Annotated in this window: 17 protein-coding genes and 3 rRNA genes; 8 read left to right on the forward strand and 12 right to left on the reverse strand. The window is 58.9% G+C overall.

What is annotated here, in order from left to right:
• Positions 1 to 46: 46 nt before the first annotated feature.
• Positions 47 to 2,371, reverse strand: a complete 2,325-nt coding sequence (locus ACWF8S_RS14300; RefSeq protein ID WP_447554042.1) for an AsmA family protein — start codon at positions 2,369 to 2,371, stop codon at positions 47 to 49.
• A complete protein-coding gene (locus ACWF8S_RS14305; protein ID WP_447554043.1) occupies positions 2,371 to 2,862 on the reverse strand; it encodes an acetyl-CoA sensor PanZ family protein in 492 nt (163 codons plus the stop codon). Before ACWF8S_RS14305 ends, ACWF8S_RS14300 begins: the two co-directional genes overlap by 1 nt.
• Before the next feature lie 195 nt (positions 2,863 to 3,057).
• On the opposite strand from ACWF8S_RS14305, the gene hisB reads away from it, so the two are divergent.
• From hisB to ACWF8S_RS14330, 5 genes are read left to right on the forward strand one after another with little or no spacing between them, the layout of a single operon-like run.
• Positions 3,058 to 3,651 (forward strand): imidazoleglycerol-phosphate dehydratase HisB, encoded by a 594-nt coding sequence (gene hisB, locus ACWF8S_RS14310; RefSeq protein WP_447554044.1) that lies wholly within the window; start codon positions 3,058 to 3,060, stop codon positions 3,649 to 3,651.
• A gap of 52 nt (positions 3,652 to 3,703) precedes the next feature.
• Entirely contained in the window at positions 3,704 to 4,345 is a 642-nt protein-coding gene (gene hisH / locus ACWF8S_RS14315; protein ID WP_447554045.1) for an imidazole glycerol phosphate synthase subunit HisH, read from the forward strand.
• Positions 4,346 to 4,356: 11 nt separating this feature from the next.
• Entirely contained in the window at positions 4,357 to 5,103 is a 747-nt protein-coding gene (gene hisA / locus ACWF8S_RS14320) for a 1-(5-phosphoribosyl)-5-[(5-phosphoribosylamino)methylideneamino]imidazole-4-carboxamide isomerase (protein ID WP_447554046.1), read from the forward strand.
• On the forward strand, positions 5,100 to 5,873 hold the full coding sequence (hisF, locus tag ACWF8S_RS14325; RefSeq protein WP_447554047.1) for an imidazole glycerol phosphate synthase subunit HisF: 774 nt from the start codon (positions 5,100 to 5,102) through the stop codon (positions 5,871 to 5,873). The genes hisA and hisF overlap by 4 nt, the downstream gene beginning before the upstream one ends.
• A 39-nt stretch (positions 5,874 to 5,912) precedes the next feature.
• Positions 5,913 to 6,410: a hypothetical protein gene (locus ACWF8S_RS14330; protein ID WP_447554048.1), complete on the forward strand. Its 498-nt coding sequence runs from the start codon at positions 5,913 to 5,915 to the stop codon at positions 6,408 to 6,410.
• Positions 6,411 to 6,418: 8 nt separating this feature from the next.
• Here ACWF8S_RS14330 and ACWF8S_RS14335 read toward each other — a convergent pair whose 3' ends face one another.
• Complete coding sequence (locus tag ACWF8S_RS14335) at positions 6,419 to 7,024, reverse strand: YjaG family protein (protein ID WP_447554049.1); 606 nt, start codon at positions 7,022 to 7,024, stop codon at positions 6,419 to 6,421.
• Between the two features lie 106 nt (positions 7,025 to 7,130).
• Between ACWF8S_RS14335 and ACWF8S_RS14340 the strand changes: the two genes are divergently transcribed.
• The gene (locus ACWF8S_RS14340) at positions 7,131 to 7,820 is read left to right on the forward strand and encodes a type 1 glutamine amidotransferase (RefSeq protein ID WP_447554050.1); all 690 of its coding nucleotides are present in this window, start codon (positions 7,131 to 7,133) and stop codon (positions 7,818 to 7,820) included.
• Between the two features lie 10 nt (positions 7,821 to 7,830).
• On the opposite strand, the gene mnmH is transcribed toward ACWF8S_RS14340, so the two are convergent.
• From mnmH to ACWF8S_RS14360, 4 genes are all read right to left on the reverse strand, one after another.
• Positions 7,831 to 8,916, reverse strand: coding sequence for a tRNA 2-selenouridine(34) synthase MnmH (gene mnmH, locus ACWF8S_RS14345; protein ID WP_447554051.1), 1,086 nt, complete (start codon positions 8,914 to 8,916; stop codon positions 7,831 to 7,833).
• Between the two features lie 4 nt (positions 8,917 to 8,920).
• Positions 8,921 to 9,958, reverse strand: a complete 1,038-nt coding sequence (selD, locus tag ACWF8S_RS14350) for a selenide, water dikinase SelD (protein ID WP_447554052.1) — start codon at positions 9,956 to 9,958, stop codon at positions 8,921 to 8,923.
• 96 nt (positions 9,959 to 10,054) lie between these two features.
• The gene (radA, locus tag ACWF8S_RS14355) at positions 10,055 to 11,425 is read right to left on the reverse strand and encodes a DNA repair protein RadA (protein ID WP_447554053.1); all 1,371 of its coding nucleotides are present in this window, start codon (positions 11,423 to 11,425) and stop codon (positions 10,055 to 10,057) included.
• A gap of 161 nt (positions 11,426 to 11,586) precedes the next feature.
• A complete protein-coding gene (locus ACWF8S_RS14360) occupies positions 11,587 to 12,042 on the reverse strand; it encodes a copper resistance protein NlpE N-terminal domain-containing protein (RefSeq protein WP_447554055.1) in 456 nt (151 codons plus the stop codon).
• A gap of 175 nt (positions 12,043 to 12,217) precedes the next feature.
• Between ACWF8S_RS14360 and hisC the strand changes: the two genes are divergently transcribed.
• The gene (gene hisC, locus ACWF8S_RS14365; protein ID WP_447554057.1) at positions 12,218 to 13,279 is read left to right on the forward strand and encodes a histidinol-phosphate transaminase; all 1,062 of its coding nucleotides are present in this window, start codon (positions 12,218 to 12,220) and stop codon (positions 13,277 to 13,279) included.
• Positions 13,280 to 13,486: 207 nt separating this feature from the next.
• On the opposite strand, the gene rrf is transcribed toward hisC, so the two are convergent.
• The 5 genes from rrf to ilvC form a co-directional block, all read right to left on the reverse strand.
• A 5S ribosomal RNA gene (rrf, locus tag ACWF8S_RS14370) occupies positions 13,487 to 13,602 on the reverse strand.
• A 110-nt stretch (positions 13,603 to 13,712) separates the two neighbouring features.
• A 23S ribosomal RNA gene (locus tag ACWF8S_RS14375) occupies positions 13,713 to 16,605 on the reverse strand.
• 278 nt (positions 16,606 to 16,883) lie between these two features.
• Positions 16,884 to 18,416, reverse strand: a 16S ribosomal RNA gene (locus ACWF8S_RS14380).
• Together the 16S, 23S and 5S rRNA genes form the textbook arrangement of a ribosomal RNA operon.
• A gap of 491 nt (positions 18,417 to 18,907) precedes the next feature.
• Positions 18,908 to 19,771, reverse strand: coding sequence for a CDP-diacylglycerol--serine O-phosphatidyltransferase (gene pssA, locus ACWF8S_RS14385; protein ID WP_447554058.1), 864 nt, complete (start codon positions 19,769 to 19,771; stop codon positions 18,908 to 18,910).
• Positions 19,772 to 19,935: 164 nt separating this feature from the next.
• Positions 19,936 to 20,952 carry a ketol-acid reductoisomerase gene (ilvC, locus tag ACWF8S_RS14390; protein WP_447554060.1) on the reverse strand — a complete coding sequence of 339 codons (1,017 nt, stop codon included), beginning with the start codon at positions 20,950 to 20,952 and terminating at the stop codon, positions 19,936 to 19,938.
• A 189-nt stretch (positions 20,953 to 21,141) separates the two neighbouring features.
• Here ilvC and ilvY point away from each other — a divergent pair, with 189 nt between their 5' ends.
• Complete coding sequence (ilvY, locus tag ACWF8S_RS14395) at positions 21,142 to 22,029, forward strand: HTH-type transcriptional activator IlvY (RefSeq protein WP_447554061.1); 888 nt, start codon at positions 21,142 to 21,144, stop codon at positions 22,027 to 22,029.
• Positions 22,030 to 22,053: the final 24 nt, after the last annotated feature.

The raw sequence follows: 22,053 nt of genomic DNA on the forward strand, positions 1-22,053 counted from the left end.
AAAAGAAGCGCCGACACGAGGGCCGGCGCGCTTTAAAACGGCAGGGTCAATCGAACAGGTTGCGAATACCATCGCGCAGCTCGCGCACGGTACCTTCACCCAGACGCTCATCCAGGCGATTCAAGGTGTCGTCCACGCGCTCCTCGATACCCGACCCGACTTCGTTTCTTAAAAGCGACACCACCGATGCCTGGAAAGCGTCGCGGTCCAGACGGCACCACTGGGATCTTTCATCGCCGATATGACCTTCGCACAGCACCGGTAGCGGCAGCGCCTCCAGGCGAGGATTCACCTCGCAGGCGGCGTCGACATTATCGACCAGACGAGCGTTGGCGTGGGTAATGAAGTTCTGGCTGTTCAGGTTGAACTCGCCGTTGCCTTCCATATCGATGCCCGGCAGCGTGATCAGCATATCATTGCTGGTGACGACCCCATTGCGTACCTCGAAGGTCGCGCCGAACTGCTCGAAACGGGTATCGGGATGCCAGTCGCGAAGCACCCCCTCCCCTTCCAGCTGAGCCACCAGCTCACACATCTGCTGGGAAATATTGGTCTGGAGAATGGCGCCGTCGTTAAGACGTGCAGCAAGTTCGCCGTTGAGGTTGCTGGTCAATACTTCCCGGGTATTGCCTTGGGTAAAAAGCTCGCCCTGCATGTTAAAACGCCCGCGCAGCGGCGACTCTTCATCACTGATGGCTTCGATCAGCGGGGCCACCTGAACGTTGCTCACTTGCGGTGCAAACTGCCACTGCAGTATCGCGTCGCTGGCGTCCAGAGCGCCGGTGGCGTTCAGTCCGCCGCCGTAAAAGCGCGATTCAAATCCCGTGAGCCGGTGCACGCCCTGCTCGCCGCGCAGGGCCAGCCGGGTGTCGTTGAACACCAGCCCGGCAAGCTCCAGCTGGTCAACGGTCAGATCGCCCTGCAGGTCAAGGGTGCTCAGCCACACCTGGGGCAGCAGCTCGTTTTCGACCTGAGCATTGGCGCGGCGCATCAAGCCAAGGCTTGCCTGCTGGGACGTCACCGGCCCGGGCAGGTAGTGGTCCAAGTTGAGCTGGTCGCCGGTCAGGTCAAAGCGTAGCTCGCTAGCGTCAAAGGCGGCGGCCAGTTCCCCGGTAAAGGTGCTGCTGTCCATCACCAGCGAAAGCTGTGGCAAGCGGATGTGGTCGAGATCGCCCTGTACGGGACTGGTCATGGCCACATCGCTCAGCGCGGCCTCGTTGGCGGTATTCAGTACCACTCCCAGCCGCGAGAGCCAAGGGCGTAGCGTGAACGGCGCGGCGTTAAGCTGGCCCCGGTACTGCAGGTCGTCCTGAAGAAACTGCTCGACATTGAGATGTCCGCTTAGACGCAGCCCATCAGGCCCGGTTAGCTGGGCGTCGCGCAGCTGGGCGGTTTGCGCGGCCCAGTCGCCTTCCAGGTTGAAGCCCAGTGACATCGCCAGGCTGCCCTGCCAGTTCTCGGGATGGCGAAGCCCTGTCTCCAATACGCCCTCGCTGATACTGAAACGCTGCTCGCCCAGTCGGGCGGTCATTTCCGCCGCTCTCAGGCTCAACTGCTGGGGCTCGCTACCATCAGCGGTGGTCGAGCGCGTGGTGAGCTGAGTGTTCTCAAAGTTGACCCGCTCTTCATCCAGCCCCAGCCGCATCCGGGTTTCAAAGCTCATTTCACTGGTGAATGCCGGCGGGCGTTCCAGGGCTTCGGCGTCCATACGATTGTGCTTGGTAAGCGTGAACATCGCCTTCAGCGGGAACGGGCGCGCCGGGTTGACGTTGCTGCCGGAAATATTGAGCGACTGCAGCCGCCAGAGCGCCTGGCCCAGCTCGTCGCGAAAGCGGATATCGGCATTGCGTACTTCCACGCTTGCGATATTGAGCACGACCGAGAGATTGCCGGCATCGGTGTGGGGGCCGGCACTGGCGGGCGCCAGCACGGTTTCGGCGGCCTCGTTGTTCTGCTCGGCCAACCGGTCCACCAGCAGTTGCCAGTTGCCCTCGCCTTCCGAGTCGCGCTCGAGGTTCAAACGCATGCCGTCCAGGGTCAAGCCATCTACCGCAATCTCGCCGCGCAAAAGCGGGGCGAAGGCCACGCTTACCTCGGCGCGCTCGATGGCGGCAAACGAGGTTTCATCAAACGACTGCTCGGGTAGCCAGGCGCGGGCCTGCTCGACGCTGACGCCGATACGCGGGTAGAACGACCAGGTGATCGGCCCCTCCAGGGCCAGATTCAGCCCGGTCTGCTCCTCGACCACAGCGGTCAGGCGCGGCTTGAAATCCTCAGGGTCCAGAAAAGTGGTGACATACACCACGGCGGCTACCGCCACCATGGCCAGAATACCGACCGCGGCCAGCAAAATACGCAATAACTGTTTCATCACCCTTTCCCTTGTGGGTCTAGCTCGACATAGTCACTAAAGGCGCCGCTACCGACAGCGCGGCCGACGTTCAATGTATCACCGGAAAAAGGCCGGTAACCTAGCTTGGAAAGCAGTAGCCGGTCGGCAAGCGGCAGCGTGTCGGTTTCGATACGCAGCTTGCGACTTTCCTGCTTCGCCTTTTCGCCCAACAGTGCCATAAGCCGGGAACCAACACCACGCCGACGGCTGACCTTGCGCACGCAAAGCTCTGAAAGCCACCAGGCACGGTCGTCGGCTTCAAAGATCGCCACCGCCCCCAGAAGATGCCCATTGAAGTGAGCGCAGGCGAAAAACTGCCGGTCGTGGAGATGCTGTTCGATAAAGGGCGTGACCTCACGGGTCTGAATCCGCTCCTCAGGCGCATCGTCGTAGATACGCCGTAAATCGGTACGTATGTGTTCATCAAGCTCCCAGCGGGCCTGGTCAACATACAAAAGAGTCACCGGCATGATGAAATCCTCTTGGCTACGCATCCACCTTGATTAAAGCGCCTGCAAGGCAGCGACATTTCACGCATTGTAGCGGATGGGGTCATCGATTCTCTATAATGGACGTTTTGGCTTTCGATGAAGCTCTGACCAAGGGCTACCGATAACATCACTACCCCGTCGCCCCAATGTGCGCGCAAGCGCAGGAGATGCACCATGTCAGCGCGAATTGCCACGGTCAGCCGTGACACCAACGAAACGCAAATCACCGTGACCATCAACCTGGACGGCAAGGGCCAGCTCAAGGGCGAATCCGGGGTGGCGTTTCTTGATCACATGCTTGACCAGGTGGCGCGGCATGGGATGATAGATATAGATCTCGACGTTACCGGCGACCTGCATATCGACGACCACCACACGGTCGAGGATTTAGGCATTACTCTGGGCCAGGCGTTCAATGAAGCAGTGGGCGACAAGCGCGGTATCTACCGCTACGGCCACGCCTACGTGCCGCTCGATGAAGCGCTTTCTCGGGTGGTGGTGGATTTTTCCGGCCGCCCAGGCCTCTATATGAACGTCGCCTTCACCCGCGATACCATCGGACGTATGGATACCCAGCTTTTCAGCGAGTTTTTCCAGGGGTTTGTCAATCACGCTCGCGTGACGCTGCATATCGACAACCTCAAGGGTGTCAACGCTCACCACCAGGCAGAAACCATTTTCAAGGCCTTTGGCCGGGCGCTACGCATGGCGTTGGCCGAAGATGTGCGAATGGCCGGGCAGATGCCGTCAACCAAAGGAACGCTTTGATGTTGAACGCTGCATGCCCCGTTGATTCGCCCACCATCAAAAGGAGCGCGTAATGACCATTGCCGTCATCGATTATGGAATGGGCAACCTGCATTCTGTGGCCAAGGCGCTTGAACACGTCACCCACGAGAACGTGATCATCACCCGCGACCCACGCTGCATACTGGGTGCGACCCGCGTGGTGCTGCCAGGCCAGGGCGCGATTCGCGACTGCATTGGCGAGCTCGAGCGCACCGAGCTGCGTGGTTTGGTCGACGACATTCTTTCCCGTCAGGCCAAGCCGCTGTTGGGCATTTGTGTCGGCCAGCAAATGCTGTTGGAGAAAAGCGAAGAGAACGGCGGCGTGGACTGCCTGGGCTTTTTCCAGGGTAGCGTGGACCGCTTCCCCTTGGATATGCGTGATGAACATGACCAGCGCCTGAAAGTGCCGCACATGGGCTGGAACCGGCTCACCCAGCACCACGACCACCCGCTCTGGGAGGGTATCGAGGACGACGAGCGCTTCTATTTCGTGCACGGCTACTATGTCAACGCCACCAATGATGACCACGTGTTGGGCACGACCCAGTACGGCAAGGTGAAAGCCCACGTGGCCATTGGTCGCGATGCGACGTTCGCTGTACAGTTTCACCCGGAAAAAAGCGCCCGCGCCGGCCTTCGCCTGCTTGAGAACTTCGTTACCTGGACGCCCTGAGAGGATTCACCATGCTAGTCATTCCCGCCATTGATCTCAAAGACGGCCAGTGTGTACGCTTGAAACAGGGCCGTATGGAGGAGGCCACCTCCTACGGCGATGACCCGGTCGCCATGGCCGCCCGCTGGGTAGAGGCTGGCGCGCGCCGCCTGCACCTGGTGGATCTCAACGGCGCTTTTGAAGGCAAGCCCGTCAACGGCGAGGCGGTCACCGCCATCGCCCGCGCCTACCCGAACCTGCCCATTCAGATCGGCGGCGGCATTCGCAGCGCGGAAACCATCGAGTATTACCTGAGCGCCGGCGTTTCCTGGGTGATCATCGGTACCAAGGCGGTGAAGGAGCCGGAATTCGTCGGTGAGATGTGCCGCGCCTTCCCCGGCAAGATCATCGTCGGCCTGGACGCGAAGGATGGCTTTGTGGCCACCGACGGTTGGGCAGAAGTCTCCACCATCAAGGCGACCGAGCTTGCCAAGCGCTTCGCCCACGACGGCGTTTCGAGCATCGTGTACACCGACATCGCGCGCGATGGCATGATGCAGGGCGTCAACATCGAGGCCACCGCCGAGCTTGCCCGGGAAGGTGGGCTTCCGGTCATCGCCTCGGGCGGGGTCACGAACCTGGATGACATCAAGGCCCTTTGTGATGTGGCGGACAGCGGCATTCTCGGCGCGATTACCGGCCGCGCCATCTACGAAGGCAGTCTGGACGTTCGTGAAGCCCAACGCCTCAGCGATGAGCTGAGCGGAGGCACCGCATGAGCCTGGCCAAACGGATCATTCCCTGCCTGGACGTGGACGCGGGCCGGGTCGTCAAGGGCGTCAATTTCGTCGGCATTCGCGATGCCGGTGACCCGGTGGAGATCGCCAAGCGCTACAACCAGCAGGGCGCCGACGAGATCACCTTTCTGGATATCACCGCAAGCTCCGACGAGCGCGCGACCACGGTGGACATGGTGTCGCGTATCGCCGGCGAAGTGTTCATTCCGCTCACGGTGGGCGGTGGTATCCGCACCTGCGAGGATATCCGCACCATGCTCAACGCCGGGGCCGACAAGGTCTCGATCAATACCGCCGCGGTGACCAACCCGGATTTTGTCTTCGAGGCTGCCGAGCGCTTTGGCAGCCAGTGTATCGTGGTGGCGATCGACGCCAAGAAGGTCTCCGGTGAAGGCGAGCCGCCGCGCTGGGAGATTTTTACTCACGGCGGACGCAAGCCGACCGGGCTGGACGCCGTCGAGTGGGCGAAAAAGATGGTCGCGCTGGGCGCTGGCGAACTTCTGCTCACCAGCATGGACCGCGACGGCACCAAAAGCGGCTTCGATCTGGGCGTCACTCATGCCATTTCCGAGGCGGTGAGTGTGCCGGTCATCGCCTCCGGCGGCGTGGGCAGCCTTGAGCACCTGGTGGATGGCGTGCTGAAAGGCGGCGCTGACGCCGTGCTGGCCGCCAGTATCTTCCATTTCAGCGAGTACACCATTCCCGAAGCGAAGCGTTTCATGGCTGAGCGCGGTATCGAAATGCGCCTTTGACAGGCCTTGATGATTGTTTACCCGCCTCGGGAGCATTGCATGTCACTTAAACGCCTCTGGGTGTGGGGGGCGTTGAGTATCTGGCTGAGCGCCTCGGCACAGGCCGATACCTGGCCCCCTGCCCTGGTGCTTGACCATACCCTGGTGCAGACCAGCCTGCTGACGCGCCACTTCAGCCCGGACCCGGAACACACCAATCAGCAGGATCTGATCAGCGTCGAACTTCATAATCCAGCACGTTGGCTGACAGGGGCGGCCTGGTTCAAGAACTCGTTTGATCAGCCCACCTGGTATTTTTACGCCGGGCGTGAATTCCCGCTGGGGTCGCTGTCTGAGGATCTGCACGTTCGCGCGAAGCTGACGGCGGGGCTTTTACGCGGCTATCGTGGTGAGTACCGGGACAAGATTCCGTTCAACCATTACGAAATCGCCCCGGCGGCCCTGCCCAGTATCGGCCTGCAGTGGGGGCAGGTAGAAACGGATCTGATCGTTTTCGGCACCGCGGGCCTGATGATTACCGCGGGCCTTCGCTTTTAGTGCCCCGTTCAGGCGTCGCTGTCGTCGTCGAGGCTCAGGCCAAGATTGCTGATACCGCCGTTGCGCCCCAAAAGGCGAATCTCTTTCAGGACGGCTTTATCAAGGGGCTCGCTGACCGCTTCCAGTACCGCGTCCTGAAAGTCGTTTTCATCTTCCATGAGAGGATGGTCGCGGATGATCAGCGCAAGCTTCTGGGCGTCCTCTTCGCCTTCGGTGAGCTCGATGAAGGCGCGTACCCCCGCCCGCGAGGTGCGGCTCACGTCTAGAACCGCCTCGCCGGCCTCGCCTTGCAGCGTGTCCAGCAGCGCGGTAAGTGATACCACGGCATCGAGGGCACGGCGGGCGCCGAAGCTGTCGTCCTCCGGGGGTGGCTCGCACTCGGCCAGCTTTTCCGCCTGACGAGCGAAGTCGATGCTGGCACCAGGTACCGTCAGCCGCTCCCAGACCAGGCTCAGCACCGTTTTCAGCGTGTGGCTATCCCCGTGATGGGTGGTCTGCTCATACAGCGCATAGTTGGGCATCAGCCGCTCGCACAGGGCCGCCATGAAGGCCTGCTGGGCAGATAACGGTAACAGCTGCAGCCTTTGATAAAATCCAAGAGGTTTGGCCACCATATTGATTTCCTGAGCCTTTATATTGGTGAAATAAACGCGATACGTTATCGTCGCACAAACGCGAAAGGCGCTTTCGCAGTTAATAACGGCCGGCGAGGAGATTACCATGCATATTCATCTGCTACAGCACGGCCCGGATCATGGCCCGGCACGCCTGACTGACTGGCTCGAGAGCATGGGGCACAGCTACACCGTCTTTCATCTGTATGACGGCGAATTGACCCCGCGCCCGGGCGAGTGCGATGCCTTGATCGTTCTGGACGGCCCGGAGGCAATGGCCCTGACGCCCCCCGCCTGGTTCAAGGCAGAGAAAAAACTTCTGAACCGCTATCTGGACGGCCAACGGCCGGTGCTGGGCATCGGCCTGGGCGCGCTATGGATAGCGCAGGCGCTTGACGCCGTGGTTGCGCCAGGCACCTACCCGGAAACCGGCTGGCATACGGTGACCATGGCGCCGGAAAGCCCGTTCGATCTCCCCGAGCGTTTCGAGGCGTTCATGTGGCACCGCTTCGTTTTCAGCCTGCCAGATTATGCCTTGCCCCTGGGCGGCAGCGAAGCCGCGCCACTTCAGGGCTTTGCCTGGGACGCCGGGCGGGTCGTGGGCCTTCTATGCCACTTCGAGGTGACCGCTCAAAGCGTGGCCGGGCTCTTTGCACACGCGCCGGCCAAGCTCAATACGCCCGCCGCCAACCGCTTCCTGCAAAGCCCGGAAGCAGTGCTGGAAAAGCCCGGGCGCTTTCACGAGCTGGCCCCGCTGCTCGACCGGCTACTGCTTCAGTGGCTGGCCAGCGCCTAGTCGTGAAACGCTACGCGCTCCACTGCCGGGCCGCTTCCAGGCAGCTATCCCAGTCGCCCACGTGAAGCACCGGCGGGGCATGACCTTGCTGGCGTTCTAGATGATGGCGATAAAGGGGGTCGTAGTACTCGGTCAGAAGCGGTCCAAGCCACGCCTCGTGCGCCTGTACATTGCCCTGAGCGTGAGCATCGAAGGCAAGCGTTTGCAGGCGTTGAAGCCGCTGTAGCCGGGCATTGCCCAGACGCTTGGCCAAGCGCTTGAGGCTGCTGGAAAGCTGCTCTTTCATGCGCTCCCAGCCTTTCTCCGCGCCAAAGCGAGCCGCGTATGCCGCCTCCAACGCTTCGATATAATCCAGGCGAAGCTGCTCCAGGCGCCAGTCCAGCGGCATCTCGATGCGAATACGCGGGGCCTTTTCCAGCGCCTGCCAGAAGGTCAGCGGAATATTGGCGTTACCGATCTGGCGCGATTCGTCCTCCATGACCAGCTTGTCGTTCTGACCCAGAAGGCGCTTGGCCAGGGCGTGCTCGAAATCGATCTGGGTAGACGGGGCATCGGGCTGGCGGCCAAAGGCCGACCCCTTATGGTTGGCGCAGGCTTCCAGATCGACGCCGTTGGCGAGCTGGTTGATCAGTACCGTCTTGGCGGAGCCTGTGAGCCCCGCCACTATCAGTATCGGCTGCTTGGCAGCCTGGTCGATGCGTTGGCAAAGAACCTGGCGCATGGCTTTCCAGCCGCCCTGAATCCGGGGCACATCGATGCCCGCCTCGTGAAGCCACTGCTGGGCGATCTGCGAGCGCAGCCCGCCCCGGAAGCAGTACAGCGCCGCCTCCGGGTGTTGATCCAGGTACGCGCGCCAGGCCGCGATGCGAGCTTCTTTCAGTTCGCCGCCGACCAGCCGTTCGCCCAGGGCGATAGCGGCTGCCTGGCCGTGCTCCTTGTAGGCGATGCCGACCTGGTGGCGCTCTTCGTCCACCATCAGCGGCAGGTTGACCGCCCCGGGCAGGCTGCCCTGGGCGAACTCTACCGGCGCGCGAACGTCCATCAGCGGTGTGGCGCGGCTCACCAGCTCAAGGGATGCGGGTAATGTTCTGGTCATCTATCTACCCGATCACTTCGATCAAGGCATCGCCCTGGCGTGCTTGCATCGTGCCGAAGGGCTGAAGCGCTAACCCGTATTCGCGGCCAATGCGCTCCACGTCATCCTCCCAGGCCGGGTCGACGCTCAGCAGCAGCCCGCCAGAGGTTTGCGGATCGCAAAGCCATTGCCAGTGGGCCTCGTCCATGGCGGGAAGCTGCTTGCCCAAGGCGTCGCGGTTGCGCAGCGTGCCCCCGGGCACGGCCCCCTGACGACGATACGCCTCGGCCTCGGAAAGGCGCGGCAGCCGGCGAAAATCCACCTGCGCCATGAGGTTGCTGGCACTGCAGATCTCGCTTAAATGCCCTGCCAGGCCAAACCCGGTCACATCGGTCATGGCGTTCAAGCCTTTTACCTTGGCAAGCTCCACGCCAATGCGGTTGGACTGCAGCATGGTTTCCCGGGCCAGGCCGTGATGACCCAGCTCCAGCAGACCACGTTTTTCCGCAGTGGTCAGCAGACCAACGCCGAGGGGCTTGGTCAAGAACAGCAGATCCCCGGGTTTGGCGCTGCTATTGAGCTTCAACTGGTCCAGCTCGATCAGCCCATTGACCGCCAGGCCGAAAATGGGCTCCGGTGCATCGATGGAATGTCCACCGGCCAATGCAACGCCCAGCTCACGGCATACGCCCTGGGCACCGGCGATCACGTCACCGGCAATTTCAGGGCTCAGCTTGTCTACCGGCCAGCCGAGAATACTCAGCGCCATCACCGGGGTTCCACCCATGGCATAAATGTCGCTGATCGCGTTGGTGGCGGCAATACGCCCAAAATCGAACGGATCATCGACGATCGGCATGAAGAAATCGGTGGTGGCGATCATGCCACGGCCGTCTCCTAGATCGTACACGGCGGCGTCTTCGCGCCCCTGGTTGCCGACGATCAACTGCTTGTGCCCCGCTGCCGGGCCGGCCTTGGCCAGAATGCCATCCAGCACGTCCGGGGCGATCTTGCAGCCACAGCCGGCCCCGTGGCTGTACTGGGTGAGTCGAATCGTGCTCATTGCGTCTCTCCTTGAAACTCATCAACGGCCCTTCAGCCGTTTCGTTACTGACACTCACTGATCGTTCATCAGTCGATGGTCTTAGCGTAGTACAGTCTAAAGCGCTTCCAGCGCATCGCTAAGCTTATCCACGGCAATCACTTCCATTCCCTTCGGCGACTGCTTCGGAGCATTGCCCCGGGGTACGATGGCGCGCAGAAACCCGTGCTTGGCCGCTTCACTGATACGCTCCTGGCCGCTGGGCACAGGACGAATCTCTCCGGAAAGACCCACTTCCCCAAACACGACCAGCTCTCTGGGCAGGGCGCGGTTTTGCAGGCTGGACACCACCGCCAGCAGCACCGCGAGATCCGCGCTGGTTTCCAGAACCTTCACCCCGCCGACCACATTCAAGAACACGTCCTGATCACCGGTAAAAAGCCCACCGTGACGGTTGAGAACGGCCAGCAGCATCGCCAGACGGTTCTGGTCGAGCCCTACTGCCACGCGTCGTGGATTGCCAAGCGCCGACTCATCCACCAGCGCCTGCACCTCAATCAGAATCGGACGCGTCCCTTCCCACACCACCATGACCAGGCTCCCCGGCGCCTGCTCTTCCTGACGGGAGAGAAAGATCGCGCTGGGGTTTTTTACCTCTTTGAGGCCTTGCTCCAGCATGGCGAACACGCCCAGCTCGTTGACCGCACCAAAGCGGTTCTTCTGGCCGCGCAGCGTTCGAAAGCGTGAATCGGCGCCGCCTTCGAGCAAAAGCGAGGCATCGATCATGTGCTCGAGCACTTTAGGCCCTGCCAGGGTGCCGTCCTTGGTCACATGCCCCACCAGCAGCAGAACCGTATTGCTCTGCTTGGCAAAGCGGGTGAGCGCCGCCGCCGATTCACGCACCTGTGCCACGCCGCCGGGCGCGGAGCTGATATCTTCAAGGTGCATGGTCTGGATGGAGTCGATGACCAGAATTTCCGGTTTTTCCCGTTCGGCCACGGCCAGAACCGTCTCCACGCTGGTCTCGGCCAGCATCTTGAGCCCGCTTGTGGGCAGCTGCAGTCGATGGGCGCGCATGGCGACCTGCGAAAGCGACTCCTCACCCGTCACGTACAAGATACGCCGCTGCTGGGCGAGCTTGCAGGCGGTCTGAAGCAGCAGTGTGGACTTCCCCGCGCCCGGGTTACCGCCCAGAAGTACCGCCGAACCCGGCACCAGGCCGCCACCCAGCACCCGATCAAACTCGGCAAAGGTGGAACTTAGCCTGGGCACTTCGCTTAAATCGACGTTGCTGAGATCGACCACGTCGCGGGAAAGATCACCGGCATAGCCGCCACGACCCGAAGCAGGAGCGCTGCCCGGTCGAGCACTTGCCAGGCGAATCTCGCTTAGCGTATTCCACTCCTGGCAGCTTGAACATTGTCCCTGCCATTTGCGGTATTCGGCACCGCACTCGGTGCATACAAAGGCGCTTTTTGCTTTTGCCACGCCGTTTTGCTCCTATTTCATTTGCCAATCAGCCACTTTGCCGGCTGACACCTTCGTCGGCGCGCCCATCTTCTCGCTCAGTCGCTGCATACACAGAACATTGCCGCCAGGCAAAAACACAAAAGGCGGCTCGCGGCCGCCTTTTGTACATTCCGTACCGCTTACTGACGTTGCAGTTGCAGCATCTCGCCATTTTCGAAGCGGCGACGCTCCGGGTCGATCAACTCAAGGGTGCGATCACTGATCTTCTGGAAGTAGTAGATCTGGCCATCCCCATTGGGCGTCAACTCGTAGACGGTGGCATTCGAATCAGAAGGCGTGCCGGTGAGCACTTCCCAGTTACCGGCATAGTTTTCATCCGGCGGGGTCTGGGGATGATTGCGGTATGTCGCCTGCAAGGCGAATGTCCGCTCTTGCGGGGCACTGTTCTCTTCACCTTCCAAAGTGACATTCAGATCGATACCGTCACAGTTGCGGCATGGCAACGTACCCTGGTAATTCGCCTGTGATGCACTTACCCCGGTGGTTTCCTCGCCAGGGCCGGCCGAGCCACCAGAGGCACAGCCTGCCAACAGTGCCAACATAGCCGAACCGGCTAGCAAACTCCTAAATTGCATGGGGTGTCTCCTTATCGTGTTGGACATACATTAGTTTCGCGCATTTATGACAGCATAACCGCTTCAAGGTGCAACGCCCACCCCCGCGGCCGGGAATAGCACCAGGGAATGCTTGCGCTTGATCAGGCATCGGGCCACCATAACGCCCTCTGCTAGGATAATCAGGTTACCCCTCATGAGCCAATTCTGGAGTCCGTCTGTTCGCTCGCTTATCCCATACGTGCCCGGTGAGCAGCCCGTCGAGCGACTTATCAAGCTTAACACCAATGAAAACCCCTACCCCCCGGCCCCCGGCGTGGGTCAGGTACTGCGCGACTACGCGACAGATCATTTACGTCTATACCCAGACCCGACCTCTCGGGCGCTTCGCCAGGCACTGGCCGACACCACCGGGGTCGATATCGCCCAAACCTTTGTCGGTAACGGCTCCGATGAGGTACTGGCCTTCGCATTCCAGGCCTTTTTCTGTCATGGAGCGCCGCTGGATGTCCCCTCGATCACCTATAGCTTCTACCCGGTTTACGCCAAGCTGTACGGTATCGAGCTTCGCAAGCACCCACTGAATGCGCATTGGGAAGTCGACCTTGAGGCACTCAGTGCCAACGCCGAACGTAGCGGTGTGATTCTGGCCAACCCCAATGCGCCCACCGGCCACGCTCACTCCCTCGACGCCATCGAGGCACTGTTACAGCGAGTACCGGATCGCGTTGTGCTCATCGATGAAGCCTATGTCGATTTCGGTGCCGAGAGCGCAGTATCATTGATCAAGCGCTATCCGAATCTTCTGGTGACCGGTACGTTCTCCAAATCACGCAGCCTTGCCGGCCTACGTCTGGGCTATGCGATCGGCTCGGCGGAGCTGATTGATGGACTCGAACGCGTCAAGGACTCCTTCAACTCCTTCCCGGTGGATAGTCTGGCAAGCCTTGTAGGTATCGAAGCACTGAAAGATCAGGCGCATTTCGAGGCGTGTTGCAACAACGTCATCACAACGCGTGAGCGCACCCATCAGCGCCTGGAAGCACTTGGCTTTGACGTCCTGCCTTCCAAGGCGAACTTCGTATTGGCACATCACCCCGATTTCGAAGGCGCCCAACTCTTTGCCGGCCTACGCGAACGCGGCATTCTGGTGCGCCATTTCAATACCGACACGCTCGGTAACTTCCTGCGTATCACGATCGGCACCGATGACGAGATGGATAGTTTGATCGAAGCGCTGGAAAGCATCTGCCGTTAGATGCGGGGTTAGACTGTAAAGCTTTAGCGTGATGGCAGCGGGCACAGAAAGGATTAATCACACAGCGGGGATTAATGACGGGGGCGCAGCCATCGCCGGAATGCCGGACCCGCGCTGAAGCGCCCTCCCCACGGGAACCTTCGGGGCTTTTCTTGCGCGCATAAAAAAGCCCCGAACACAGGGTGCTCGGGGCTTTTTCGAAGAGGTGCCTGACGATGACCTACTCTCGCATGGGGAGACCCCACACTACCATCGGCGCGTTGCGGTTTCACTTCCGAGTTCGGCAAGGGATCGGGTGGTTCACGCAGGCTATGGTCGTCAGGCGTAACTTTCAATGTATATCGGCTGACGGTCTTGTGATCGTTCTTTCTTGCGTATCCGGTGCTCTATCGAGCGTCGTTGTCACTGCAGGACCAGACCCCTTGGGTGTTATAGGGTCAAGCCTCACGGGCCATTAGTACACGTTAGCTCAACACCTTGCAGTGCGTCCACACCGTGCCTATCAACCAGCTGGTCTCGCTGGGCCCTTCAGGAGGCTCGAGGCCTCGGGGATGTCTCATCTTGAAGGGGGCTTCCCGCTTAGATGCTTTCAGCGGTTATCCCGTCCGCACATAGCTACCCGGCAATGCCACTGGCGTGACAACCGGAACACCAGAGGTGCGTCCACTCCGGTCCTCTCGTACTAGGAGCAGCCCTTCTCAAACATCCAACGCCCACGGCAGATAGGGACCGAACTGTCTCACGACGTTCTAAACCCAGCTCGCGTACCACTTTAAATGGCGAACAGCCATACCCTTGGGACCGACTTCAGCCCCAGGATGTGATGAGCCGACATCGAGGTGCCAAACACCGCCGTCGATGTGAACTCTTGGGCGGTATCAGCCTGTTATCCCCGGAGTACCTTTTATCCGTTGAGCGATGGCCCTTCCATACAGAACCACCGGATCACTAGAACCTGCTTTCGCACCTGCTCGACGTGTCTGTCTCGCAGTCAAGCACCCTTATGCTCTTGCACTCATTGCACGATGTCCGACCGTGCTGAGGGTACCTTCGTGCTCCTCCGTTACTCTTTGGGAGGAGACCGCCCCAGTCAAACTACCCACCACACACTGTCCTCGATCCGGATAACGGACCTGAGTGAGAACACCGATGATGCCAGGCTGGTATTTCAAGGTTGGCTCCACCCGAACTGGCGTCCGGGTTTCCAAGCCTCCCAGCTATCCTACACAGGCAACATCAGTATCCAGTGTGAAGCTATAGTAAAGGTTCACGGGGTCTTTCCGTCTAGCCGCGGGTACACCGCATCTTCACGGCGATTTCAATTTCACTGAGTCTCGGGTGGAGACAGCGTGGCCATCATTACGCCATTCGTGCAGGTCGGAACTTACCCGACAAGGAATTTCGCTACCTTAGGACCGTTATAGTTACGGCCGCCGTTTACCGGGGCTTCAATCAAGAGCTTCGCCTTGCGGCTAACACCATCATTTAACCTTCCGGCACCGGGCAGGCGTCACACCCTATACGTCCGCTTGCGCGTTAGCAGAGTGCTGTGTTTTTACTAAACAGTTGCAGCCACCTGGTATCTTCGACCGGTTCGGGCTTAGGAAGCGAGTTCCATCACCCTACGCCGGCGTGCCTTCTCCCGAAGTTACGGCACCATTTTGCCTAGTTCCTTCACCCGAGTTCTCTCAAGCGCCTTGGGATTCTCACCCTGACCACCTGTGTCGGTTTGGGGTACGGTCGCACATGATCTGAAGCTTAGAGGCTTTTCCTGGAAGCGTGGCATCAGTGACTTCCTGACCGTGGTCAGTTCGTCTCGTCTCTCGGCCTTGAAAGATCCCGGATTTACCTAGGATCTCAGCCTACCGACTTTCACCAGGACAACCAACGCCTGGCTCACCTAGCCTTCTCCGTCCCCCCATCGCAATCATGTCCGGTACGGGAATATTAGCCCGTTTCCCATCGACTACGCGTTTCCGCCTCGCCTTAGGGGCCGACTCACTCTGCTCTGATTAGCATCGAACAGAAAACCTTGGTCTTCCGGCGAGGGAGTTTTTCACTCCCTTTATCGTTACTCATGTCAGCATTCGCACTCGTGATACCTCCAGCAAGCTTCTCAACTCACCTTCATTGGCTTACACGACGCTCCTCTACCGCTCATCCCTAAGGATGAACCCGTAGCTTCGGTACCTGGTTTAGCCCCGTTACATCTTCCGCGCAGGCCGACTCGACTAGTGAGCTATTACGCTTTCTTTAAAGGATGGCTGCTTCTAAGCCAACCTCCTAGCTGTCTGAGCCTTCCCACATCGTTTCCCACTTAACCAGGATTTGGGGACCTTAGCTGACGGTCTGGGTTGTTTCCCTTTTCACGACGGACGTTAGCACCCGCCGTGTGTCTCCCACGCTGGCACTCACCGGTATTCGGAGTTTGCCTCGGGTTGGTAAGTCGGGATGACCCCCTAGCCGAAACAGTGCTCTACCCCCGGTGGTGATACGTGAGGCGCTACCTAAATAGCTTTCGAGGAGAACCAGCTATCTCCGGGCTTGATTAGCCTTTCACTCCGATCCACAAGTCATCCAAATCTTTTTCAACAGATCCTGGTTCGGGCCTCCAGTTGATGTTACTCAACCTTCACCCTGCTCATGGATAGATCGCCCGGTTTCGGGTCTATATCCAGCGACTGGTCGCCCAGTTAAGACTCGCTTTCGCTACGCCTCCCCTAATCGGTTAAGCTCGCCACTGAATATAAGTCGCTGACCCATTATACAAAAGGTACGCAGTCACCCAACAAGTGGGCTCCTACTGCTTGTACGCACACGGTTTCAGGATCTATTTCACTCCCCTCGCCGGGGTTCTTTTCGCCTTTCCCTCACGGTACTGGTTCACTATCGGTCAGCCAGGAGTATTTAGCCTTGGAGGATGGTCCCCCCGTCTTCAGTCAAGGTTTCTCGTGCCCCGACCTACTCGATTTCACGTGATCAGATTTTCGACTACGGGGCTATCACCCGCTCTGGCCGGACTTCCCAATCCGTTCGTCTAATCAGTCACACGCTTAAGGGCTGGTCCCCGTTCGCTCGCCGCTACTGGGGGAATCTCGGTTGATTTCTTTTCCTCGGGGTACTTAGATGTTTCAGTTCCCCCGGTTCGCTTCCTGGCCCTATAGATTCAGGACAGGATACTGACCTTGTGGTCAGTGGGTTTCCCCATTCAGAGATGTCCGGGTCACAGGTTGTTTGCCACCTCACCGAACCTTATCGCAGGCTACCACGTCTTTCATCGCCTCTGGCTGCCTAGGCATCCACCGTGTGCGCTTCATTGCTTGACCCTATAACCCGAAGGAGTCTGGATCTCGCAATGACAACGATTGCCGGATACGCAAAAACGTATCACAAAACAATTGCATATCGAGATGCGACGATAAAAACAGCGAACTGTCTTCCTATCGTCATTCGATATTGTCAGCATGATATACATTGTTAAAGAGCGACTGCTATAAGCAGTGATAAGGCACCGCCGAAGGCGATTGGCTTATCACTGCTCATTTAACAGCATTCTGATCAGGTAATTCATTGTGAGCGCTTGCCGGGAGGATGACGCATCGTTTAAGGAGGTGATCCAGCCGCAGGTTCCCCTACGGCTACCTTGTTACGACTTCACCCCAGTCATGAACCACACCGTGGTGATCGCCCTCTTGCGTTAGGCTAACCACTTCTGGTGCAGTCCACTCCCATGGTGTGACGGGCGGTGTGTACAAGGCCCGGGAACGTATTCACCGTAGCATTCTGATCTACGATTACTAGCGATTCCGACTTCACGGAGTCGAGTTGCAGACTCCGATCCGGACTGAGACCGGCTTTTCGGGATTCGCTTACTCTCGCGAGTTTGCAGCCCTTTGTACCGGCCATTGTAGCACGTGTGTAGCCCTACCCGTAAGGGCCATGATGACTTGACGTCGTCCCCACCTTCCTCCGGTTTGTCACCGGCAGTCTCCTTAGAGTTCCCACCATTACGTGCTGGCAAATAAGGACAAGGGTTGCGCTCGTTACGGGACTTAACCCAACATTTCACAACACGAGCTGACGACAGCCATGCAGCACCTGTCTCTGCGTTCCCGAAGGCACCCCGGAATCTCTTCCGGGTTCGCAGGATGTCAAGGGTAGGTAAGGTTCTTCGCGTTGCATCGAATTAAACCACATGCTCCACCGCTTGTGCGGGCCCCCGTCAATTCATTTGAGTTTTAACCTTGCGGCCGTACTCCCCAGGCGGTCGACTTATCGCGTTAACTTCGCCACAAAGTGCACAAGGCACCCAACGGCTGGTCGACATCGTTTACGGCGTGGACTACCAGGGTATCTAATCCTGTTTGCTACCCACGCTTTCGCACCTCAGTGTCAGTGTCAGTCCAGAAGGCCGCCTTCGCCACTGGTATTCCTCCCGATCTCTACGCATTTCACCGCTACACCGGGAATTCCACCTTCCTCTCCTGCACTCTAGCCTGACAGTTCCGGATGCCGTTCCCAGGTTGAGCCCGGGGCTTTCACAACCGGCTTGTCAAGCCACCTACGCGCGCTTTACGCCCAGTAATTCCGATTAACGCTTGCACCCTCCGTATTACCGCGGCTGCTGGCACGGAGTTAGCCGGTGCTTCTTCTGCGAGTGATGTCTTTCCTGGCGGGTATTAACCGCCAGGCGTTCTTCCTCGCTGAAAGTGCTTTACAACCCGAAAGCCTTCTTCACACACGCGGCATGGCTGGATCAGGCTTGCGCCCATTGTCCAATATTCCCCACTGCTGCCTCCCGTAGGAGTTCGGGCCGTGTCTCAGTCCCGATGTGGCTGATCATCCTCTCAGACCAGCTACGGATCGTTGCCTTGGTGAGCCGTTACCTCACCAACCAGCTAATCCGACATAGGCTCATCCGATAGCGGGAGCCAAGGCCCCCTTTCTCCCGTAGGACGTATGCGGTATTAGCCTGGGTTTCCCCAGGTTATCCCCCACTACCGGGTAGATTCCTATGCATTACTCACCCGTCCGCCGCTCGTCGGCATCCAGCAAGCTGGACCCGTTACCGCTCGACTTGCATGTGTTAAGCCTGCCGCCAGCGTTCAATCTGAGCCATGATCAAACTCTTCAGTTTAAAATCATTGTGATCCTTGCGTGCTGACTCTCGGACTAGCCGAAAGCCGCAAAAGCGGATCAAACTTGGCTCAAGGTTCAAACGAATTTGAAGAATTCGAAAATTCTTCTTGTGCGCTTGCCTTGATATTAGGTGACTTGTCACCCTCATCGGCAAACGCCCACATGAATTACCTGATCAAATTGTTAAAGAGCGGTTTCGCTGGACTCAAACGCTGGCTCGATGACCGGAGCCGCTTGCCTCAGCGAGGAAGGCGTATTCTACGCATTTCCTGGTGGTTGTCAACCGCTGTTTTCAGCGACTGAAGCAAGCGATCAAGACTTCGCTAACTTCCTGACAAACCGAGAGTTTTCACTCTCATTCACCGCTGGCAACGCTGGGCGTCCCCGGCAGCGGATGCGTACTTTACGGATTCTCCGCCGCCTTGGCAAGGGCTTTTTTTCAAAAACTTCAGACAAGCGTCACACGGGCGTAACGTTCAAGATATAACGCTACTGGCGTTTGTTCTTGGCCTTGCGCATACCGGCATAGACCGGGCCTGACAGCACGTAAACGCCAAACAAGAGCAGCAGCATGACGGAGGGCTCTACCGAGATCATCACGAAACCGAGCACTACTGCCAACAGCACCACAAAGGGCACCGGCTTCTTGAAGTCGAGATCCTTGAAGCTGTAGTAGCGGATGTTGCTGACCATCAGCACACCCGCCGCGCCGACCACCACCAGCATCAGCAGCTTGAAGCCAAAGGCGTCGGCATCGAAGCTGTGAAAGGTCCAGACGCTGGCAGCCACGACCGCCGCGGCGGAGGGGCTTGGCAAGCCGATGAACCACTTCTTGTCGGTACTGCCGATCTGCACGTTGAAGCGCGCCAATCTGAGCGCGGCGCAGGCTACATAAAGAAAAGCGACGACCCAGCCGGTCTTGCCGATATCCTGAAGAATCCAGCTAAACGCCACCAGTGCCGGCGCCATGCCAAAGGAGATCATGTCGGCGAGACTGTCGTACTCGGCACCGAACGCGCTCTGGGTATTGGTCATGCGCGCCACGCGGCCATCGAGACCATCGAGCACCATGGCAATGAAAATGGCAATGGCAGCGGCGCTGAAGTCACCGTTGATACCCGCCACGACCGCGAAAAAGCCGGAAAACAGTGCCGAGGTAGTAAACAGATTGGGCAGTAGATAAATACCTTTGCGGCGAATCTTCTTGCCATCCTCGACGGCTTCCTCGACCACCTCGGTTTCCCGCAAGAATGCCGTGGCAAGATCTTCGTTACTCACCGACTCACTGCCGTTTTCCGGATTATCCGGCGGCGAGGCATGTCCTGGCTCTTGTTCGCGAGCGTCCTGAGTCATACGCATCATCCCTAGAAGTGAAGTCATGTATAAACGAACTTTTCATTTTACACACTACCCGGCCAACGGCCACCGCTATCAACAGCAGGGCCTGAACGCAAAGCAGGGCGCGATGAACGCGCCCTGCTTCAATGGTCATTGACCTTACGGCAAGCGCCGCCGACCTAGTTCTTGGTTTTATCTACCAACTGGTTGGCCGCAATCCAGGGCATCATGCCGCGCAGCTTGGCGCCCACCTGCTCGATTTCATGCTCGGCGTTGAGACGACGGCGCGCGGTCATCGATGGGTAGTTGCTGTTGCCTTCATTGATGAACATCTTGGCGTACTCACCGGTCTGGATACGCTTGAGCGCATTGCGCATTGCCGCGCGCGACTCATCGTTGATCACTTCCGGGCCCGTGACGTACTCGCCGTACTCCGCATTGTTGGAGATCGAGTAGTTCATGTTGGCGATGCCGCCTTCATACATCAAGTCGACGATCAGCTTGAGCTCGTGCAGGCACTCGAAGTAGGCCATTTCCGGCGCGTAGCCCGCTTCGGTCAACGTTTCAAAGCCCGCTTTCACAAGCTCGACCGCGCCGCCACAAAGGACTGCCTGCTCGCCGAACAGATCGGTTTCGGTTTCATCTTTAAAGGTAGTCTCGATGATACCGCTGCGACCACCGCCCACACCCGCGGCGTAAGAGAGCGCGAGTTCCTTGGCGTTGCCGGATGCATCCTGGTGAATGGCAATTAGATCCGGGATGCCGCCGCCTTTGACGAACTCGGAACGCACGGTGTGGCCCGGCGCTTTCGGCGCGATCATGATCACGTCGAGATCCTGGCGCGGCTCGATCTGGTTGTAGTGGATGTTGAAGCCGTGGGCGAACGCCAACGTCGCGCCCTCTTTCAGGTTCGGCTCGACTTCCTGCTCGTAGATGGCTTTCTGATTCTCGTCCGGGGCCAGCAGCATCACCAGATCAGCGGTTTTACACGCCTCCGGCACACTTGCCACCTTCAGACCCGCCGCTTCGGCCTTGGACGCAGAGGAGGAGCCCTGACGCAGTGCCACGGTAACCTCGACACCGGATTCCTTGAGGTTGTTCGCGTGGGCGTGGCCTTGAGAACCATAACCTACGATGGTGACCTTCTTAGCCTGAATCAGGGAAAGGTCGCAGTCTTTATCGTAATAAACGCGCATGGCGAGTCTCCAGAAATCGTTATCGAATGAGTAGATGTCAGCGTTGATGGCCACCTGCGCTATCTTGTGCAGCGCTAGGCTCTGGCGTTGAAACTCACTTTACGCAAACGTCCTCATTGCGTAAAACGCTATATTTGCAAGATAATATTTCAGATAATGAAACATGGATTTGTAGATAGAGAGATCGCGATGGATTTTCGACTGCTGAAACACGCGCTGGCCCTTGCAGAGACGCTGCACTTTGGCCGCGCCAGCGAACTTTGTCACACCAGCCCTTCCACGCTCAGCCGCTCCATTCAGCAGCTGGAAGACGAGCTGGGCACACGGCTTTTCGAGCGCGATAACCGTCACGTCACGCTGACTCATCAAGGGGAGATATTTCAGCGCTACGCCCAGGAGGCACTGGAGCAGTGGGAGTTGCAAAAGCGCACCCTGGCCGCCGGGGCCACCGAGCTTTTTGGCGAAATCAGCATCTACTGCTCGGTCACCGCCAGCTACAGCTTCCTGTACGAGCTTTTAAGCGATGTGCGCCTGCGCCACCCCGGCATCGAGCTCAAGCTTCACACCGGCGACCCCGCCGAGGCGATGGCCCGAGTGCTGGAAGGCAAGGACGACATGGCGATCACACCGCGTCCGCGCATACCGCCGGCCGCGCTGACGTTCAAGTCGCTCACTCGCTCGCCGCTTCTGTTCATTGCCCCCACGTCCCCCTACGACTGGCTGCCGCCGGCGCCGGCGAGCTCCACCGCCGAGCAATGGCAAAAAGTGCCGATGATTCTTTCAGAAGCCGGACTCTCCCGCGAGTACGCCAACACCTGGTTCAAGGCACTGGGCGTCACACCGCGCATCTATGCCCAGGTGGCCGGACACGAGGCCATTGTCAGCATGGTGGCGCTTGGCTTCGGGGTGGGCGTGGTACCCAAGATCGTGCTGGATAACAGTCCGCTTTCCGAGCGCGTGCAAATACTTTCGGTCAAGCCGGAGCTGCCCCATTACGATGTAGGGCTTTGCGTGCTCAACCGACGCCTGAAAACGCCGATGATCGACGCCTTCTGGACCACGGTGAACGAACGTTGAGCGTTAACAGCCGCCCATGAAAAA

The organism is Vreelandella xerophytica (assembly GCF_968048975.1).

Excerpts from the sequence above, each read along its gene's own strand:
- ACWF8S_RS14300 (WP_447554042.1), bottom strand. The coding sequence starts at position 2,371 with ATGAAACAGTTATTGCGTATTTTGCTGGCCGCGGTCGGTATTCTGGCC.
- ACWF8S_RS14305 (WP_447554043.1), bottom strand. The coding sequence starts at position 2,862 with ATGCCGGTGACTCTTTTGTATGTTGACCAGGCCCGCTGGGAGCTTGAT.
- hisB (WP_447554044.1), top strand. The coding sequence starts at position 3,058 with ATGTCAGCGCGAATTGCCACGGTCAGCCGTGACACCAACGAAACGCAA.
- hisH (WP_447554045.1), top strand. The coding sequence starts at position 3,704 with ATGACCATTGCCGTCATCGATTATGGAATGGGCAACCTGCATTCTGTG.
- hisA (WP_447554046.1), top strand. The coding sequence starts at position 4,357 with ATGCTAGTCATTCCCGCCATTGATCTCAAAGACGGCCAGTGTGTACGC.
- hisF (WP_447554047.1), top strand. The coding sequence starts at position 5,100 with ATGAGCCTGGCCAAACGGATCATTCCCTGCCTGGACGTGGACGCGGGC.
- ACWF8S_RS14330 (WP_447554048.1), top strand. The coding sequence starts at position 5,913 with ATGTCACTTAAACGCCTCTGGGTGTGGGGGGCGTTGAGTATCTGGCTG.
- ACWF8S_RS14335 (WP_447554049.1), bottom strand. The coding sequence starts at position 7,024 with ATGGTGGCCAAACCTCTTGGATTTTATCAAAGGCTGCAGCTGTTACCG.
- ACWF8S_RS14340 (WP_447554050.1), top strand. The coding sequence starts at position 7,131 with ATGCATATTCATCTGCTACAGCACGGCCCGGATCATGGCCCGGCACGC.
- mnmH (WP_447554051.1), bottom strand. The coding sequence starts at position 8,916 with ATGACCAGAACATTACCCGCATCCCTTGAGCTGGTGAGCCGCGCCACA.
- selD (WP_447554052.1), bottom strand. The coding sequence starts at position 9,958 with ATGAGCACGATTCGACTCACCCAGTACAGCCACGGGGCCGGCTGTGGC.
- ACWF8S_RS14360 (WP_447554055.1), bottom strand. The coding sequence starts at position 12,042 with ATGCAATTTAGGAGTTTGCTAGCCGGTTCGGCTATGTTGGCACTGTTG.
- hisC (WP_447554057.1), top strand. The coding sequence starts at position 12,218 with ATGAGCCAATTCTGGAGTCCGTCTGTTCGCTCGCTTATCCCATACGTG.
- pssA (WP_447554058.1), bottom strand. The coding sequence starts at position 19,771 with ATGACTCAGGACGCTCGCGAACAAGAGCCAGGACATGCCTCGCCGCCG.
- ilvC (WP_447554060.1), bottom strand. The coding sequence starts at position 20,952 with ATGCGCGTTTATTACGATAAAGACTGCGACCTTTCCCTGATTCAGGCT.
- ilvY (WP_447554061.1), top strand. The coding sequence starts at position 21,142 with ATGGATTTTCGACTGCTGAAACACGCGCTGGCCCTTGCAGAGACGCTG.